Origin of the sequence: Chromobacterium violaceum ATCC 12472, assembly GCF_000007705.1 — a bacterium.
GTDB classification, from domain to species: Bacteria; Pseudomonadota; Gammaproteobacteria; order Burkholderiales; family Chromobacteriaceae; genus Chromobacterium; species Chromobacterium violaceum.
Genome location: NC_005085.1, coordinates 632442 through 648833 on the forward strand (window position 1 = coordinate 632442; position 16392 = coordinate 648833).

At 65.4% G+C, this 16392-nt stretch carries 19 protein-coding genes; 16 read left to right on the forward strand and 3 right to left on the reverse strand.

The features are described from left to right. Positions 1-26: 26 nt before the first annotated feature. The gene (locus tag CV_RS02915; RefSeq protein WP_043595363.1) at positions 27-1814 is read left to right on the forward strand and encodes a 2-isopropylmalate synthase; all 1788 of its coding nucleotides are present in this window, start codon (positions 27-29) and stop codon (positions 1812-1814) included. 248 nt (positions 1815-2062) lie between these two features. On the opposite strand, the gene CV_RS02920 is transcribed toward CV_RS02915, so the two are convergent. Both CV_RS02920 and CV_RS02925 read right to left on the reverse strand, forming a co-directional pair. After that, positions 2063-2506, reverse strand: a complete 444-nt coding sequence (locus CV_RS02920) for a hypothetical protein (protein WP_011134151.1) — start codon at positions 2504-2506, stop codon at positions 2063-2065. A gap of 147 nt (positions 2507-2653) precedes the next feature. Continuing rightward, entirely contained in the window at positions 2654-3097 is a 444-nt protein-coding gene (locus CV_RS02925) for a hypothetical protein (RefSeq protein ID WP_011134152.1), read from the reverse strand. 218 nt (positions 3098-3315) lie between these two features. On the opposite strand from CV_RS02925, the gene bioD reads away from it, so the two are divergent. The 6 genes from bioD to CV_RS02950 all read left to right on the forward strand — a co-directional run bounded on the left by bioD (position 3316) and on the right by CV_RS02950 (position 8489). Continuing rightward, positions 3316-3948 carry a dethiobiotin synthase gene (gene bioD / locus CV_RS02930; protein ID WP_011134153.1) on the forward strand — a complete coding sequence of 211 codons (633 nt, stop codon included), beginning with the start codon at positions 3316-3318 and terminating at the stop codon, positions 3946-3948. 174 nt (positions 3949-4122) lie between these two features. After that, entirely contained in the window at positions 4123-5238 is a 1116-nt protein-coding gene (coxB, locus tag CV_RS02935) for a cytochrome c oxidase subunit II (protein ID WP_011134154.1), read from the forward strand. Between the two features lie 13 nt (positions 5239-5251). After that, a complete protein-coding gene (ctaD, locus tag CV_RS02940) occupies positions 5252-6889 on the forward strand; it encodes a cytochrome c oxidase subunit I (protein WP_011134155.1) in 1638 nt (545 codons plus the stop codon). A gap of 10 nt (positions 6890-6899) precedes the next feature. Next, complete coding sequence (locus CV_RS02945; RefSeq protein ID WP_011134156.1) at positions 6900-7442, forward strand: cytochrome c oxidase assembly protein; 543 nt, start codon at positions 6900-6902, stop codon at positions 7440-7442. Continuing rightward, positions 7439-7621, forward strand: a complete 183-nt coding sequence (locus CV_RS22665) for a DUF2970 domain-containing protein (protein WP_011134157.1) — start codon at positions 7439-7441, stop codon at positions 7619-7621. The genes CV_RS02945 and CV_RS22665 overlap by 4 nt, the downstream gene beginning before the upstream one ends. 10 nt (positions 7622-7631) lie before the next feature. Beyond that, positions 7632-8489: a cytochrome c oxidase subunit 3 gene (locus tag CV_RS02950; protein WP_011134158.1), complete on the forward strand. Its 858-nt coding sequence runs from the start codon at positions 7632-7634 to the stop codon at positions 8487-8489. Between the two features lie 6 nt (positions 8490-8495). On the opposite strand, the gene CV_RS02955 is transcribed toward CV_RS02950, so the two are convergent. Continuing rightward, entirely contained in the window at positions 8496-8693 is a 198-nt protein-coding gene (locus CV_RS02955) for a DUF2909 family protein (RefSeq protein WP_021478398.1), read from the reverse strand. Between CV_RS02955 and CV_RS02960 the strand changes: the two genes are divergently transcribed. From CV_RS02960 to CV_RS03000, 9 genes are all read left to right on the forward strand, one after another. Beyond that, positions 8692-9411, forward strand: coding sequence for an SURF1 family protein (locus CV_RS02960; RefSeq protein ID WP_011134159.1), 720 nt, complete (start codon positions 8692-8694; stop codon positions 9409-9411). The two genes, CV_RS02955 and CV_RS02960, sit on opposite strands and share 2 nt — an antisense overlap. Further along, positions 9398-9907, forward strand: a complete 510-nt coding sequence (locus CV_RS02965) for a glyoxalase/bleomycin resistance/dioxygenase family protein (RefSeq protein WP_011134160.1) — start codon at positions 9398-9400, stop codon at positions 9905-9907. Before CV_RS02960 ends, CV_RS02965 begins: the two co-directional genes overlap by 14 nt. Before the next feature lie 47 nt (positions 9908-9954). Beyond that, complete coding sequence (locus CV_RS02970; protein WP_011134161.1) at positions 9955-10986, forward strand: COX15/CtaA family protein; 1032 nt, start codon at positions 9955-9957, stop codon at positions 10984-10986. Next, on the forward strand, positions 10983-11882 hold the full coding sequence (locus tag CV_RS02975; RefSeq protein WP_011134162.1) for a heme o synthase: 900 nt from the start codon (positions 10983-10985) through the stop codon (positions 11880-11882). Before CV_RS02970 ends, CV_RS02975 begins: the two co-directional genes overlap by 4 nt. Next, positions 11882-12460 carry an SCO family protein gene (locus CV_RS02980; protein ID WP_011134163.1) on the forward strand — a complete coding sequence of 193 codons (579 nt, stop codon included), beginning with the start codon at positions 11882-11884 and terminating at the stop codon, positions 12458-12460. Before CV_RS02975 ends, CV_RS02980 begins: the two co-directional genes overlap by 1 nt. 45 nt (positions 12461-12505) lie before the next feature. Continuing rightward, positions 12506-13270, forward strand: coding sequence for a flagellar brake protein (locus tag CV_RS02985; RefSeq protein WP_223938100.1), 765 nt, complete (start codon positions 12506-12508; stop codon positions 13268-13270). 32 nt (positions 13271-13302) lie between these two features. Continuing rightward, positions 13303-13944 carry an ATP phosphoribosyltransferase gene (gene hisG, locus CV_RS02990; RefSeq protein WP_011134165.1) on the forward strand — a complete coding sequence of 214 codons (642 nt, stop codon included), beginning with the start codon at positions 13303-13305 and terminating at the stop codon, positions 13942-13944. A 90-nt stretch (positions 13945-14034) separates the two neighbouring features. Continuing rightward, the gene (gene hisD / locus CV_RS02995) at positions 14035-15339 is read left to right on the forward strand and encodes a histidinol dehydrogenase (RefSeq protein WP_011134166.1); all 1305 of its coding nucleotides are present in this window, start codon (positions 14035-14037) and stop codon (positions 15337-15339) included. A gap of 57 nt (positions 15340-15396) precedes the next feature. Beyond that, entirely contained in the window at positions 15397-16383 is a 987-nt protein-coding gene (locus CV_RS03000) for an ABC transporter substrate-binding protein (protein WP_011134167.1), read from the forward strand. The last annotated feature ends 9 nt before the right edge of the window (positions 16384-16392 follow it).

Sequence of the window (16392 nt, forward strand, 5' to 3'; positions counted from 1 at the left end):
TCAAAACATGCTGCAGGAGCACATTGATGCAAGTGGATATCGAACGACTGGTCGCGGACTTCGGCGGACCGAGCCATCTGGCCGATGAACTGAACCGTTTGTTCCCCGACGAGCCGGTGAGCCGCGCAGCGATATACAAATGGAGGGAACGCGGCAGCCTGCCGCTGGCGCAGCTGAGCCGGCTGGCGCAACTGGCGGCCGGGCAGGGCAGGCGCTTTGATTTCAACGACTATCTGGTCGGCGAGCCGAACCAGGCAGCAGGGAGAACTATCGACATGGGCGACCGCCTCTACATTTTCGACACCACCTTGCGCGACGGCGAGCAGTCGCCCGGCGCCTCGATGAGCAAGGAAGAGAAGATCCGCATCGCGCGCCAGCTGGAGCGTCTTGGGGTGGACATCATCGAAGCCGGCTTCGCCGCCGCCAGTCCGGGCGATTTCGACGCCATCCATGCCATCGCCGAAACGATCAAGGACTCCACCGTCTGTAGCCTGGCGCGCGCCAACGAACGCGACGTGCGCGCCGCCGGCGAAGCCATCAAGCCGGCTGCCCGCGGCCGCATCCACACCTTCATCGCCACCAGCCCCATCCATATGGAGAAGAAGCTGAGGATGAGCCCGGACGAAGTGGTGGACGCTGCGGTGAAAGCGGTGAAGATCGCCCGCGAGTACACCGACGACGTCGAATTCTCCGCCGAGGACGCGTTGCGCTCCGACATCGATTTCCTGGCCCGCATCTTCGGCGAAGTGATCAAGGCCGGCGCCACCACGCTGAACGTGCCGGATACCGTAGGCTACGCGGTGCCGCGCCTGACCGAGGCCTTCTTCCGCGAGCTGATCGCCCGCACGCCGGGCGGCGACAAGGTGGTCTGGTCCGCCCACTGCCACAACGATCTGGGCATGGCGGTGGCAAACAGCCTGGCCGCGGTGCTGGGCGGCGCGCGCCAGGTGGAGTGCACCATCAACGGCCTGGGCGAGCGCGCCGGCAACGCCAGCCTGGAGGAGGTCGTGATGGCGGTGAAGACGCGCCGCGACGTGTTCGGCGTGGACAGCCGCGTCGACGCCACCCAGATCGTGCCGGCATCCAAGCTGGTGTCCACCGTCACCGGCTACCCGGTGCAGCCGAACAAGGCCATCGTCGGCGCCAACGCCTTCGCCCACGAGTCCGGCATCCACCAGGACGGCGTGCTCAAGCACCGCGAAACCTACGAGATCATGTCGGCCGAGTCGGTGGGCTGGAGCGCCAACCGCCTGACGCTGGGCAAGCTGTCCGGCCGCAACGCGTTCAAGACCAAGTTGTCCGAACTCGGCATCGTGCTGGACAGCGAGGAAGCGCTGAACGCCGCCTTCGCCCGCTTCAAGGAGCTGGCCGACAAGAAACGCGAAATCTTCGACGAAGACCTGCACGCGCTGGTGTCCGACGAGATGGTCACCATCGAGCGCGAGGATTACAAGCTGGTGTCGCTGAAAGTGGTCAGCGAGACCGGGGAACCGCCGCTGGCCAGCATCGTCTTCGTCGAACACGGCCAGGAGCAGCATGGAGAGTCCAGCGGCTCAGGCCCGGTGGACGCGGCGTTCAAGGCGATCGAGAAGGTGGTGGGCAGCGGCGCCGAGCTGGAGCTGTATTCGGTGAACGCCATCACCAAGGGCACCGAGTCCCAGGGCGAGGTGACCGTGCGGTTGTCGCGCGAGGGCCGCATCGTCAACGGCCAGGGCGCGGACACCGACATTATCGTCGCCAGCGCCAAGGCCTACCTGTCGGCGCTGAACAAGCTGACCATAGAGGAAAAGATGAACGCTCAGGCCGCAGCCTGAGCCGACTGGCTGAAGTTTCCCGGCGCGGCGGTTCGCCGCCGAGGGGAGGCGGCAAGGTTTTCCATCCCGTTCTTGTCGTTGCGCCCCGCGGCTCGAGCCGCCAAGCCAAAAGGCTTTCACTCCATCCCGCGTGAAATCCTGCGCAGGCCTATCCGGCCGAACTCATCGCGCCCACGCCCACAAGGCCGACGGCACGACGCCGACCCACAAGGTCGGCGTTGGCACGTCGAGGGCGCGATCCCCCCGACTCAGGAAAACTGGAACGATTGCGCCGGCTGCAGCTGTTTGCGCAGCGCCGCCATCTTGGTCCAGTGGATGACCCACATCACGATCGCCGGAATGAAGACCAGCAGATTGAGATAGGGGATGAAACACAGCGCCTGCAGGATCACCAGGGCCAGACTGATGCCGAAGCCGCCGTCGCCGCCCGCCTGGCGCGCGGACAGATCCTTCTTGATCGAGGTGGACAGCAGCAGCGCGAAAACCATCCACCAGACCAGGCCCAGCACGGGGATCAGCGCCAGCCAGATCAGCGCGCCGTTGAACGGCCGGTTCTGCTCGCTGACCGCGTCCATGGTCTTGTGCAGTGTGAGAAAGTAGAACACCTGGGCAATCAGCGCCAGAACGCCGAGCGCCAGCATCGCCATGATGCCCATGCCCGCGATCAAGGTGACGATGTCGTCATCCGCCATGCTTGTCTCCGGAAAGTCGTGAAAACTTTCGATCGTATCATGACGATGGTTTCATTATCACGATTTGTTAATATTTTTGACATGGCCGCGAGTGGGCCGGCATGTGACGCCGGGTGGAACGGGAGCGCATTCCGGCCTTGCCGGCGGCTATACCGCCAGCGCCGCCTGGGCGGGCTGCAGCAGCTTGCGGTAGCCGGCCATCTTCACCCAGTGGACGATCCAGAGCACCAACGCCGGGATGGCGGCCAGCAGGTTGACGTAGGGTATGAAGCACAGCACCTGCAGGATCACCAGCGCCAGGCTGACGCCGAAAGCGCCGTTGCCCGGCAGCTGCCGCTGCGCCAGCTCCTTTTTCAGCGCGCTGGACAGGAGCAGGATGTAGACCATGTACCAGATCAGGCCCAGGCCGGGCGCCAGCGCCAGCCAGATCAAGCCACCAGCCAGCGGACGGCGCGTTTCGTCCACCGAATTCATCGTCTGATGCAGGGTCAGGAAATAGAAGATGCTGACGGCCAGCACCAGCGCGCCTACCACCACCAGCACCATGATGCCCATGCCGGCCAGCGCGGCCAACGCTTCGTTCTCTTTCATCGGAGTTCCTAGCAAATTGGGGAAAGTGATTTTGGCATGGCGACGGCCTACCCATTTGTGGACACCTGACCTTTATGCTTGAGCGGCACGGCATGCCGAATCTTCGGCGACGGGCGCCGCTAGGAAGAGAGGGCTGGAAGATCGGCGGCGGTTGGTGTAGAACGTCGGTCCCGGCGCACGAGAAACGCCGGCAAGGACAAACCATATCGGGAGCAAGCATGAGCCAAGGCTATTTCATCACCGGCACCGACACCGAGATCGGCAAGACCCATGCCGCCGTCGAGCTGATCCATCTGCATCAGGGCCAGGGCAAGACCGTGCTGGCGATGAAGCCGGTGGCGTCCGGCTGCGAGGTCCTGCCCGATGGCCGCTGGCTGAACGATGATGTGGCGAGGCTGACCGCCGCCACCGGGCAGACCGACCTGGAGCTGATGAACCCCTATCGCTTCCTGCCCCCGGTATCGCCCCACATCGCCGCGCGCGAGGCCGGCGTGGAAATCGAGCTGCCGCGCATCGCCGATCATTACCGACGCTTGAGCGGCCAGGCCGACATCGTGCTGGTGGAGGGGGCGGGCGGCTGGCTGGCCCCGTTGTCCGACAGCCTCTTCATGGCTGACCTGGCGCAGGCGCTGGCCTTGCCGGTGATCCTGGTCGTCGGCATGCGGCTGGGCTGCATCAATCACGCCTTGCTGACGGCGCGGGCGGTGCGGGACAGCGGGCTGGAGCTGGCCGGCTGGGTGGCGAACTGCGTCCAGCCGCCGCAAGCGGCGTACGCGGAAAACCTGGACACCTTGCGGCGGCACATCCCGGCGCCGCTGCTGCTGGAAATCCCCTACCGGCCGGCGGACTAAGCGCTTTCCATGCGGGCGGCCCCGCCGCCCATGCCTTTGTCCGCGCGCATTGCGCCGCGTCATGACGTCTTCTTGTTTTTCTTGACATTGCTCCTACGATGAAAGCATGCCGGCGACAAGCCGGTGCTTGTGCATGCAGTGCATTGTGTCGGTCGTTTTGACCTAGGGGGCAACATGTCTTGTTTGCGCATACCGCTATGCCTGCTGCTGGCCATTCAGAGCGCGGCCGCGGCCGAATTCAATCTGCAGCAGCCGGTCACCCCTCTGGCCCGGACTGAATATCACCTGCATACCATGTTGCTGGTCGTCACCGGCGTGATCTTCGCCGTGGTGTTCCTGGTAATGCTGTATTCCATCTTCCATCACCGCAAGTCGGCCGGCAACGAGGCCAAGCAGTTCCATGAGAACACCACGGTGGAAATCATCTGGACCGTGGTGCCGCTGCTGATTCTGGTGATCATCGCGGTGCCGGCCACCCGCGCGGTGCTGGCGCAGAAGAGCACGCGCAGCGAGGACATGACCATCAAGATCACCGGCTACCAGTGGAAGTGGCGCTACGACTACCTGGACGACAATTTCGGCTATGTCAGCCATCTCGCCACGCCGCGCGAGGCGATAGCCGGCACGGCCCAGAAACCGGCGAATTACCTGCTGGAGGTCGACGAGCCGCTGGTGGTGCCGACCGACCGCAAGATCCGCCTGCTGTTGACCGCCAACGACGTGATCCACTCCTGGTGGGTGCCGCAGCTGGGCGTCAAGCAGGACGCCATTCCCGGCTTCCTGCGCGACAGCTGGATGCTGATCGAAAAGCCCGGGGTCTACCGCGGCCAGTGCTCGGAGCTGTGCGGCAAGGACCACGGCTTCATGCCCATCGTGGTGGAAGCCAAGGCGCCGGCCGATTATGAGAAATGGCGCGCGGCCAAGCTCAAGCAGATGGCCGCCGCCGCGGACGATCCCAACAAGGTATGGAAGCTGGAAGACCTGAAGGCGCGCGGCGAGAAGGTGTACGCCCAGAACTGCGTGCCCTGTCACCAGGCCAACGGCAAAGGGATCCCGGGGACGTTCCCGGCGCTGGACGGCTCCCCCATCGCCACCGGCGACAAGGCCGGCCACATCGAGATCGTGCTGTTCGGCGGCAAGAAGAATCCGGCGATGGCGGCCTGGGGCAAGCAATTGTCCGATACCGACATCGCGGCTGTGATCACCTACGAGCGCAACAGCTGGGGCAACCATACCGGCCAGGCCGTGCAGCCCAAGGAAGTGAAGGCTGCGCGCGGCAAGGCGGCATAAGGAGTCGGATCTCATGGCAATCGCGGAAACCACCCACGCCGGCGGCGCCCATCACGGCAAGCCGCACGGCATCGCCCGCTGGCTGATGGCCACCAACCACAAGGACATCGGCACGATGTACCTGTGGTTTTCGTTCACGATGTTCCTCACCGGCGGCGTGCTGGCGCTGTGCATACGCGCCGAGCTGTTCAGCCCAGGCCTGCGCTTCTTTGAGCCGGAGCTGTTCAATCAGCTCACCACGCTGCACGGCCTGATCATGGTGTTCGGCGCCATCATGCCGGCCTTCACCGGCATGGCCAACTGGATGCTGCCGCTGATGATAGGCGCGCCGGACATGGCCTTCGCGCGGATGAACAACTGGAGCTTCTGGCTGCTGCCGCCGGCGGCGCTGTTGCTGCTGCTGTCGTTCGCGGTGCCGGGCGGCGCGGCCGCGGCCGGCTGGACGCTGTACGCGCCGCTGTCCACGCAGATGGGCATGGGCATGGATCTGACCATCTTCGCCATCCACATCCTGGGCATCAGCTCCATCATGGGATCGATCAACATCATCGTCACCATCCTGAACCTGCGCGCGCCGGGCATGACGCTGATGAAGATGCCGATGTTCGCCTGGGCTTCGCTGATCACCGCCTACCTGATCATCGCCGTGATGCCGGTGCTGGCCGGCGCGGTGACCATGGTGCTGACCGACCGCCACTTCGGCACTCACTTCTTCAACGCGGCCGGCGGCGGCGACCCCATCCTCTACCAGCATGTGTTCTGGTTTTTCGGCCATCCCGAGGTCTACATCATGGCGCTGCCGGCCTTCGGCATCGTCAGCCAGGTGATTCCCACCTTCTCCCGAAAGCCGCTGTTCGGCTACACCTCGATGGTGTACGCCACCAGCTCCATCGGCATCCTGTCCTTCATGGTGTGGGCGCACCACATGTTCGTCACCGGCATGGCGGCCACCGCGCAGCTGTTCTTCATGTACGCGACGATGCTGATCGCCGTGCCTACCGGCGTGAAGGTGTTCAACTGGATCGCCACCATGTGGGAGGGGGCGATGAGCTTCGAGACGCCGATGCTGTTCGCTATCGGCTTCATCCTGCTGTTCACCATCGGCGGCCTGTCCGGCATCACGCTCAGCGTGGCGGCGGTGGACATCCAGCTGCACGCCAGCTACTACGTGGTCGCCCACTTCCATTACGTGCTGGTGGCCGGCGCGCTGTTCAGCCTGTTTTCCGCGATCTACTACTGGTTCCCCAAGATGAGCGGCCGGATGTACGACGAGAAACTGGGTAAGCTGCATTTCTGGTGGTCGATGATCTGGTTCAACGTCACCTTCTTCCCGATGCACTTCCTGGGTCTGGCCGGCATGCCGCGGCGCATCCCCGACTACGCGCTGCAATTCACCGACTTCAACCGCATCGCCAGCGTCGGCGCCTTCATGTTCGGCCTGGGCCAGCTGATCTTCCTGTACAACATCCTGCATGCGCTGCGCCACGGCGAGAAAGCGCCGCACAAGCCCTGGGAAGGCGCCAACACGCTGGAGTGGGAGCTGCCGACGCCGGCGCCCTACCACAGCTTCGAGCAGGCGCCCAAGGTGGAGGCCGGCGAGAACGGCGTGATCCTGTCCTGCCAGGAGGGCGGGGCCGGGCATTCTCACTGAGGAGGCGGGCATGGACGCGATGGCGATGCGGCAGCGCAATCTACGGCTGGTGAAAAGGCTGGTGCTGATCGTCGCGCTGATGTTCGCTTTCGCCTGGGCGATGATCCCGCTGTACCGGATCGTCTGCGAACAGACCGGCCTCAACGACATCGTCAAGGCCGACGAGCTGGAGCGCGGCGATCTGGCCGCCGGCGACGGCGAGGTGCGGATGACCTTCGACTCCACGGTGCAGGCGGGTCTACCCTGGCAGGTGCAGCCGCTGACAACGCATCTCAAGGTCAAGCCTGGCACTTTCGTCCAGGTGCAGTACCGGATCACCAATGCCAGCGCGCGCGAAGTGGTGGGGCAGGCGCTGCCGCGCTATCTGCCGGCAGAGGCGGGAGAGTATGTCAAAAAGCTGGAATGTTTCTGTTTCACCCAGCAGCGTTTCAAGCCGGGCGAGACCCGCACCTTTCCGGTCGTGTTCGTGATAGACCGCAAGCTGCCTGCCTCGATCACCAGCATCACGCTGGCCTATACCGTGTTTGACGTGCCGGGCCAGGGAAAGGGATGACCATGAGCTGGGGGCAGGGAGTCAAGGCGGTGCTGGGCGCTTTCATCGGCGTGCGCAAGGGAGAGGCCTCACAGGTCGACCAGGCGCTCAAGCCGTGGCAGTTGATCGTCACCGCGCTGGCGCTGGCGGCCGGGCTGATCGCGGCCCTGTTGCTGCTGGTGTCCTGGGTGACCCGCTAGGAGGAGTGAGATGGCAAGCGTAGAAGAGCAGGACCGTTATTTCGTGCCGTCGCCGTCGCGCTGGCCCATGGTGGGTTCGCTGGCGCTGTTCTGCATCGGCCTGGGGGCGGCGTTCGCCGTCAACGGCATGTTGCTGGGCAAGGTGTCGCTGGCGCTGGGCATGCTGATCCTGGTGGCGATGCTGGTGGGCTGGTTCGGCGACGTGATCCGGGAAAGCCGGCTGGGCGTGTACCTGGGACGCGAGGACATGTCCTTCCGCTGGGGCATGGGCTGGTTCATCTTCTCCGAAGTGATGTTCTTCGGCGCCTTCTTCGGCGCGCTGTTCTGGGTGAGGACGGTGTCGGTGCCGGAGCTGGGCTCGCTGGACTACAAGATGCTGTACCCGGATTTCGAGGCGTCCTGGCCGCTGTCGACCGGGCCCGGCATCACGCAGGCCTATCAGGCGATGGAGGCCTGGGGCCTGCCGTCATTGAACACGCTGATCCTGCTGACATCCGGCGCCACCGTCACCTGGGCGCACTGGGGATTGCTGCAAGAGAACCGCAACCAGTTCAAATTGGGGCTGTTGCTGACCGTGGTGCTGGGCTGCACCTTCCTGGCGCTGCAGATGCACGAATACGGCCACGCCTTCAGCAAGCTGAACCTGACGCTGGCTTCAGGAGCCTACGGCATGACCTTCTTCATGCTGACCGGGTTCCACGGCCTGCATGTGCTGCTGGGCTCGATCATCCTGTTCGTGGTGTGGCTGCGCAGCATGAGCGGGCATTTCGATGCGCGGCATCACTTCGCTTTCGAAGCGGCCAGCTGGTACTGGCACTTTGTCGACGTGGTGTGGCTGCTGCTGTTTATCTTCGTGTACTGGCTGTGAGGGGAGTCAGACGTGATGCGGGCGCCACCAGCCGAACAAGGCGCCCAGCAGCAGCAGCAGGAACAATCCGATGGACAGTCCGACCCGCAGGGTCAGCGAGCGGACCAGGCGCTGAGAGCCGTGCTCGGCTTTCATCAGGCCGGTCAGGCCCCAGAACAGAGCTAGAACGATACAGGCAAGCAACAACAGGATGACGAGTTTCATGACCGTATCCTCCACGCATACTGATCCGGAACATAAGCCGAAGTCTAAATGGCAACGAGCGCCATGGCTGTTTCTTTTGGTAATCAACTTATTACCATATGTACTGGCAGTATGGCAGTGGCAAAGGGGACAAGACAAGGAAGTGCTGCTGCGCTCCTTGACCAGCGCGATGAGCGTGGCGCCGGTCGGCCTGGTTTACCGCGAGGCGGAGCCGCCGCCGGAATTCACTCGCGTCAAGCTGAGCCGGGCCGAGCCGGCGGGGCCGGTGATCGAGCTGCGCAACAGCTTCATGGCCGGCCAGAGCGGCAGACGCATCCTGCAGCCGTGGCGGCAGGGAGACGACCGCTCGCTGGTGCTGCTGGACCTGGGGTGGCTGGTCGACGGCGCGCGCCTGCCGGCGTTCCGCCCGGAGCAGATTCTGGCGCAGGGCTACCGCATGCCGACACCGCATCATTTCGTGCTCTCTGGCGCGGTCAGGGGCTCGGAAGGCCCCGTCGACGCGGTGGACGAATCGGCGTTGCGGCGGCGTTACCCGGGACACTGGTTCCAGGGCGTGGTGGTGCTGGAGAACTCGCCGGCGCCGCTGCTCCATTGGCCGGTGGTGCCGGAGTTCATGCCCGACCGCCACTACGCTTACGCGTTGCAATGGCTGTTGCTGGGCGTTTGCATCAGCGGCGCCAGCTGGCTGATGTGGAGGCGACGACATGAAATCCATTAACCGGGGACGGATGGCGCTGCTGGCGATGGGCCTGCTGTGCCTGGTGCCCGTGATCGCCGCCTGGCTGGCCTACTGGCTGCTGCCGCCGCAAGGCGGACGCAGCTACGGCCAACTGCTGCCCACCCATCCGTTCGAGGCGGCATCGCAGCAGGCATGGCCGCGCGGCAAATGGGTGCTGGCCGCGGTGCTGGGGGCGGAATGCCAAAGCCGCTGCCAGCAACGCTGGCATGCGATGCGCCAGATAGAAAAAGCCCAGGGCGAAGCGGCCTCCCGCCTGACCCGGGTGGCATTGCAGGTGTCGGACCCCGCCGCCCGGGTGGAGGTGCCGCACCGGCTGCCGCATGCGCCGCAGAGCCCGCTGCCGGCCGGCAATCAGGGTTTCTATCTAGTTGACCCGTTGGGCAACCAGGTGATGTTCTACCGGGACGGCGCGGACCCGCGCCGGATCATCGATGAAGTGGCCAAGGTGTTGAAGGTGAACAACGGGCTGGGCTGAGCCGGCGGCTGGCCGGCGGACACGCTGTGCACTGGGGGGCGCTCGCCATGCGGAAACTGGTTTGGCTGGCCTTGCTGCTGGCCGTTATCGTGGTGCCGTTCGGCGCCTATGTCAGATTGTCCCACGCCGGCTTGGGCTGCCCGGACTGGCCAGGCTGCTACGGCCGGATATCGCCGGCCCACGCCGCCGACGACATCCGCCAGGCCCAGACTCTGGCGCCGGACGGTCCGGTCAGCCCGGGCAAGGCTTGGCGCGAGATGTCGCACCGCTACCTGGCCGGCACCCTCGGCGCGCTGATCGCGCTGATCGCCTGGCGCGCCTGGCGGGAAAAGCGCCAGCGCCTGCCTGCCGGCCTGCTGCTGGCCGCGCTGGGCCTGCAGGGCCTGCTGGGCATGCTGACCGTCACCTTGCTGCTCAAGCCCGTCATCGTCACCTCCCATCTGCTGGGCGGCATGGCGGTGCTGCAGATCCTGGCCTGGATGGCGCTGTCTCCCAGCCTGCAGCCGGTCCCCGTTCCCGCGCGGCTGGTCAGGCTGGCGGGCCTGCTGGCCTTGGCATTGACGCTGCAGCTGGCGCTGGGCGGCTGGGTGTCCAGCAACTACGCGGCGCTGGCCTGCCAGGGGTTCCCCGCGTGCAATGGTGAAAGCTGGCCGGCCTTGCGCTTCAACCACGCTTTCCACCTGCTGCGCGAGCTGGGCGAGGCGCCCGATGGCAGCTTGCTCGATTTCGCCAGCCTGGTGACCATACACTGGCTGCACCGGCTTGGCGCCCTGCTGGTGTCGCTCTTGCTGGCGTCGCTGCTGTGGCTGGGCTGGCGCGAGCGCCCGCTGCGCCGGCACCTGCTGTGCCTGGCCGCGGCGTGGGCCATCCAGGTGGGCCTGGGCATCGCCAATGTGCTGCTGCAGCTGCCGTTGCCGCTGGCGGTGGCGCACAACGCCGGCGCGGCCCTGCTGCTGGGCGCATCGCTGCTGTTGCTGTCCCGGCTGCAGGCCCAGCAGACGGCCAGGCGGCGCGCGCTCAGGCCGCGATGGCCTCTCTTCCCGCATGGGCGCCTGAGCGGGCCGGGAGAGGGTCGATGAGCGCCGTAGGCCTGCCGCTGTGGCGGCAACATGCGCATGCCTTGTGGCAGCTGTCCAAGCCGCGGGTGGTGGCGCTGATCGTGTTCTGCGCGGTGATCGGCATGTTTCTCGCCAGCCCGGGCGTGCCGGATGCCGCGGTGGTGGTGCCGGCCACGCTGGGCATCGCCTTGGTGGCCGGCGCGGCGGCCATGGTCAACTGCCTGGTCGAGCGCGGCGTTGATGTCAGGATGCGCCGCACCGCGTGGCGGGCCACGGCCACCGGCGAAGTGGGCGCGCGGGAGACGCTGCTGGTGGCGTTGGCCGTCGGCGGCATGGGGCTGGCGCTGTTGCTGGCCTGTTGCAACGCGCTGACCGCCTGGCTGACCCTGGGAACTTTTGTCGGCTACGCCATTGTCTACACCTTGTTGCTCAAGCCGAACACGCCGCAGAACATCGTGATCGGCGGCGCCAGCGGCGCGATGCCGCCGGTGCTGGGCTGGACGGCGGTGAACGGCCAGATCGACGCGTTCGCGCTGGCGCTGTTCCTGATCATCTATACCTGGACGCCGCCGCATTTCTGGGCGCTGGCGCTGTACCGGCGCGACGATTACGCCCGCGCCGGCCTGCCGATGCTGCCGGTCACGCATGGCCAGCGCTACACCACGCTGTCCATCGTGCTGTATGGTTTCCTGCTGACGGCGGTCACGCTGTTGCCGGTGGCGCTGGGCGAGGCCGGAGCGATATATCTGGGCGCGGTTCTGCTGCTGGACGGCAGATTGTTGTTCCTTGCCGTCAGGCTGCATCGCCAGTATGCTGACGCTTTGGCGCGCCGCCTGTTCGCCTGGTCGATCTGGTATCTGACCTGGCTGTTCGCGGCGCTTTTGCTTGACCATTACTACCTGATTCCATTGAACTGATGTCCCGATTCCTGAAGCGTCTGCTAGGCTTGTTCATCGTGCTGGTTTTGTCCGCCTGCGCGCAAAAAATCGATTTCAAGGGCACCGCCATCGAGGACGCCTCGATGGGCGGCAACTTCAAGCTGACCGACTTCCACGGCCAGCCGCGCGCGCTGGACGAGTTCCGCGGCAAGGTGGTGGCGCTGTTCTTCGGCTATACCAGCTGCCCCGACGTCTGCCCGACCACGATGCTGGAGTACGCGTCGGTGATGAAACAGCTGGGCGCCGACGGCGACAAGGTGCAGGTGCTGTTCGTCAGCGTCGATCCCGAGCGCGATACGCCGCAGGTGCTGGCGGGCTATGTGCCGCATTTCGACAAGCGCTTCATCGGCCTGACCGGCGGCGCCGCCGACATCGAAAAAGTGATGAAGCAGTACAAGGTCGTCGCGCAGAAGGTGAAGAACGAGGAAGGCGGCTACACTGTCGATCACAGCGCCGGCTCCTATCTGCTGGACAAGGAAGGCAAGCTCCGGGTGTATGAAGCTTATGGCACGCCGTCGGCCAACCTTGCATCTGATATCCGGCAGTTGCTACGCTAAACTTGGCGTATCACTCAACCCCGCAGACATGAAGGCCGGAATATCGTGAGCAACGACAATACGCCAGCCATGCCGGCAAGTTCGCATCAGCCGCTGGATCTGGCCAAGTTCACCCTGAGCTCGCCGACCGAGATCGCGCAGCATCTGTCCAACATCGCCAAGCATGGCCACATGGTGACGGTTTTTGCCAACAAGGGTAAAAACTTCATCCTGACGCGGCTGTTGGAGGTGGATTACCAGGCCGGCGTGTTCACTTTCGACTGGGGCGCGGAGGAGGAAACCAACACCCAGGTGCTGAACAGCGAGCGCAATGTGTTCGTTTGTTCGCCCGAAGGGGTGAAGACCCAATTCGTCGCCGGCCAGATCAGCCAGGTGATGGTGGATGACCGGCCCGCGTTCCAATGCCGGCTGCCGGAGCAGGTGATCAAGCTGCAGCGGCGCGAATTCTTCCGCATCCAGACGCCGCTGGGTTCGCCGGTGTTTTGCCGCATCGGGGATTTCAACCAGCGCTCGATAGACCTGGCGCTGTTCGACATCAGCCTGGGCGGCATGAGCCTGTGGCTGCCGGGCATCGACACGCCTGGTTTCGACATCGGCCAGCAGTATCTGCAGTGTTCGATCGACTTGAAGCCGTTCGGCACGCTGGCGCTGGGCATAGAAGTGCGCCACCGTTTGACCGCGCGCATGCGCAACGGCAACGAGGCGATGCGGATCGGGTGCTCCTATCTCAATCTGTCCGCGCCGATGGAAACCATCATCCAGCGTTACGTCGGCTTCCTGGAGCGCGAACGCCGCGCGATGGTAGGCTGACCTTATCGACCTTCTTTTCGCAGTAGAAAACCATGAAGCTGACCATCGCCCTGTCCAAGGGCCGCATCTTTGAAGAAACGCTGCCGCTGTTGGCGGCCGCCGGCATCGTGCCGGCCGAAAACCCGGAATCCTCGCGCAAGCTGATCATCGGCACCAACCACCCGGACGTGCAACTGGTGATCGTGCGCGCGTCCGACGTGCCCACCTATGTGCAATACGGCGCGGCCGACCTCGGCATCGCCGGCCGCGACGTGCTGATCGAGCATGGCGGCGCCGGCCTGTACCAGCCGCTGGACCTGAACATCGCCAAGTGCAAGATGATGGTGGCGGTGCAGGAAGGCTTCGATTACGACGCGGCGGTGCGCCGCGGCGCGCGACTGAAAATCGCCACCAAATACCCGCAGATCGCCCGCGAGCACTTCGCCAAGAAGGGCGTGCACGTCGACATCATCAAGCTGTACGGCTCGATGGAGCTGGCGCCGCTGGTCGGTCTGGCCGACGCCATCGTCGACCTGGTCTCCACCGGCGGCACGCTGCGCGCCAACAAGCTGGCGGCGGTCGAGCACATCATCGACATCAGCTCGCGCCTGGTGGTCAACCAGGCCGCGCTGAAGCTCAAATACGACGCGATCCAGCCGGTGCTGGACGCTTTCGCCGGCGCCGTGCCGGCCTGACCGCTTCCAACCCATGACGCGCCGCCGGTCAACCGATTGCCGGCGGCCGGCGTTGCCCACTGTTCAGGCTCCACGCATCAGAGAATCATCATGTTGAAACTGTCCTCCTCCCAGCCCGACTTCGCCGAGCGCCTGAAAGCGCTGCTGGCCTTCGAAACCGCGCAGGACCCCGCAGTCGACGCCGCCGTGGCGTCCATCTGCGCCGACGTCCATCATCGCGGCGACGCGGCGCTGGTGGAGCACACCAACCGTTTCGACCGCATGCAGGCGGCCGGCATGGCCGATCTGACGCTGAGCCGCGAGCAGCTGGAAGCGGCGTGGCTGCGTCTGCCGGCCGACGTGCGCGACGCGCTGTCCGCCGCCGCCGAGCGCGTGCGCCGCTACCACGAGAAGCAGCTGGCGCATTCCTGGAGCTACGAGGACGAGGACGGCACCTTGCTGGGCCAGCAGGTGACGCCGCTGGACCGCGTCGGCATCTACGTGCCGGGCGGCAAGGCCGCCTATCCGAGCTCGGTGCTGATGAACGCGCTCCCAGCCAAAGTGGCAGGCGTCGGCGAAATCATCATGGTGGTGCCGACGCCGGGCGGCGAGCGCAACGACCTGGTGCTGGCCGCGGCCTACATCGCCGGCGTCGACAAGGTGTTTACCGTCGGTGGCGCCCAAGCCGTCGCCGCGCTGGCCTACGGCACCGAGACGGTGCCGCAGGTGGACAAGATCACCGGCCCCGGCAACGCCTACGTCGCCGCCGCCAAGCGCCGCGTGTTCGGCGTGGTCGGCATCGACATGGTGGCCGGCCCGTCCGAGATCCTGGTGATCTGCGACGGCGCCACCGATCCGGACTGGGTGGCGATGGACCTGTTCAGCCAGGCCGAACACGACGAGATCGCCCAGGCCATCCTGCTGTGCCCGTCGGCGGATTACATCGCGCAGGTGGAAGCCAGCATCGCCAAGCTGCTGCCGTCCATGCCGCGCCGCGCCATCATCGAAGCCAGCCTGGCGGGCCGCGGCGCGCTGATCCAGGTCAGCGATCTGGCGGAAGCTTGCGAGATCAGCAATTACATCGCGCCGGAGCACCTGGAGTTGTCGGTGGCCGATCCGGACGCGCTGCTGCCGCAACTGCGCCACGCCGGCGCCATCTTCATGGGCCGCTTCACCTCGGAAAGCCTGGGCGACTACTGCGCCGGCCCCAACCACGTGCTGCCGACCAGCCGCACCGCGCGCTTCGCCAGCCCGCTGGGCGTCTACGACTTCCAGAAGCGCAGCAGCCTGATCCGGGTGTCGCAGGCCGGCGCGCAGAAGCTGGGCCGCATCGCCAGCCTGCTGGCGCACGGCGAGGGCCTGACCGCCCACGCCCGCGCCGCCGAGCTGCGGCTGGAGGACGGGACGCCGCGCTAGGGCATTTCCGCGCCGTCTTCTACCCTGAAAGCTGGAACATCGGAAAAGGGGACGGAGATGGCGAGGATAGGCGTCTGGCTGGCGGCGGGGCTGCTGTGCCTGGCCGCGGCGGCGTTCGGCGCGGAAAAGAAGGTATTCCTGCTCGAGAGCTATCACAGCGACTACCAATGGGACCGCGACTACCGCGCGGCGCTGTTCGAAAAGCTGTCCGGGCGCTGCGAACTGGCGGTGTACACGCTGGACAGCAAGCGCCTGCCGCGCGAGCAAGTGCTGATCCGGGCTGACGAGGCGCGCAAGCGCATCGCCGCTTTCCAGCCCGACCTTGTCATCGTCGGCGACGATGCCGCGTTACAACTGGTTGGGAGCAAACTGGCCGAAGCCGGCGCGCCGGTCATCTATCTCGGCATCAACAACAACCCGCGCAATTATTTCCAGTCCACGCCCAGCAATATCAGCGGCGTGCTGGAGCGGCCGCTGATCCTGCGCAATATTTTCGAGCTGGGACGCATGGTGCCCGGCTTGAAGCGCGCGCTGGCCCTGTTCGACAGCGACCTGACTTCGCGCATCATCCGCGACGAGGTCTTCATCGGGCGGGACAATATCCGGCTGGGCGGCATAGACGTCGACATCGCGCTGCCCTACACCTTCGCCGAGTGGCAGCAGCGGGTGCTGCAGGCGCCGCAGCGTTACCAGGCGATCTGGGTCGGGCTGTATTTCACGCTGCGCGACGACAACGGCAAGGTCGTGCCCAGCGACGAAGTGATGCGCTGGACCGCGGCCAACAGCAAATTGCCGATGTTCGCGTTCTGGAATTTCGCGGTCGGCAAGGGCAAGGCCATGGGCGGCCGGGTGCTGACCGGGCGCGAGCAGGGACTGGAGGCCGCGCGGATGGCCCAGGCGATGCTGTTCGAGAACCGCAGCCTGTCCTCGTTGTTCCCGGTGACGCCGTCGGAAGGCGAATACCTGTTCAGCCGCAGCGAGCTGGCGCGCTCCGGCCTGTCGTTGCCGCCGCAGGTGGCGCGCAAGGCGCATTGGGTCGAGTAGCCCAAAACC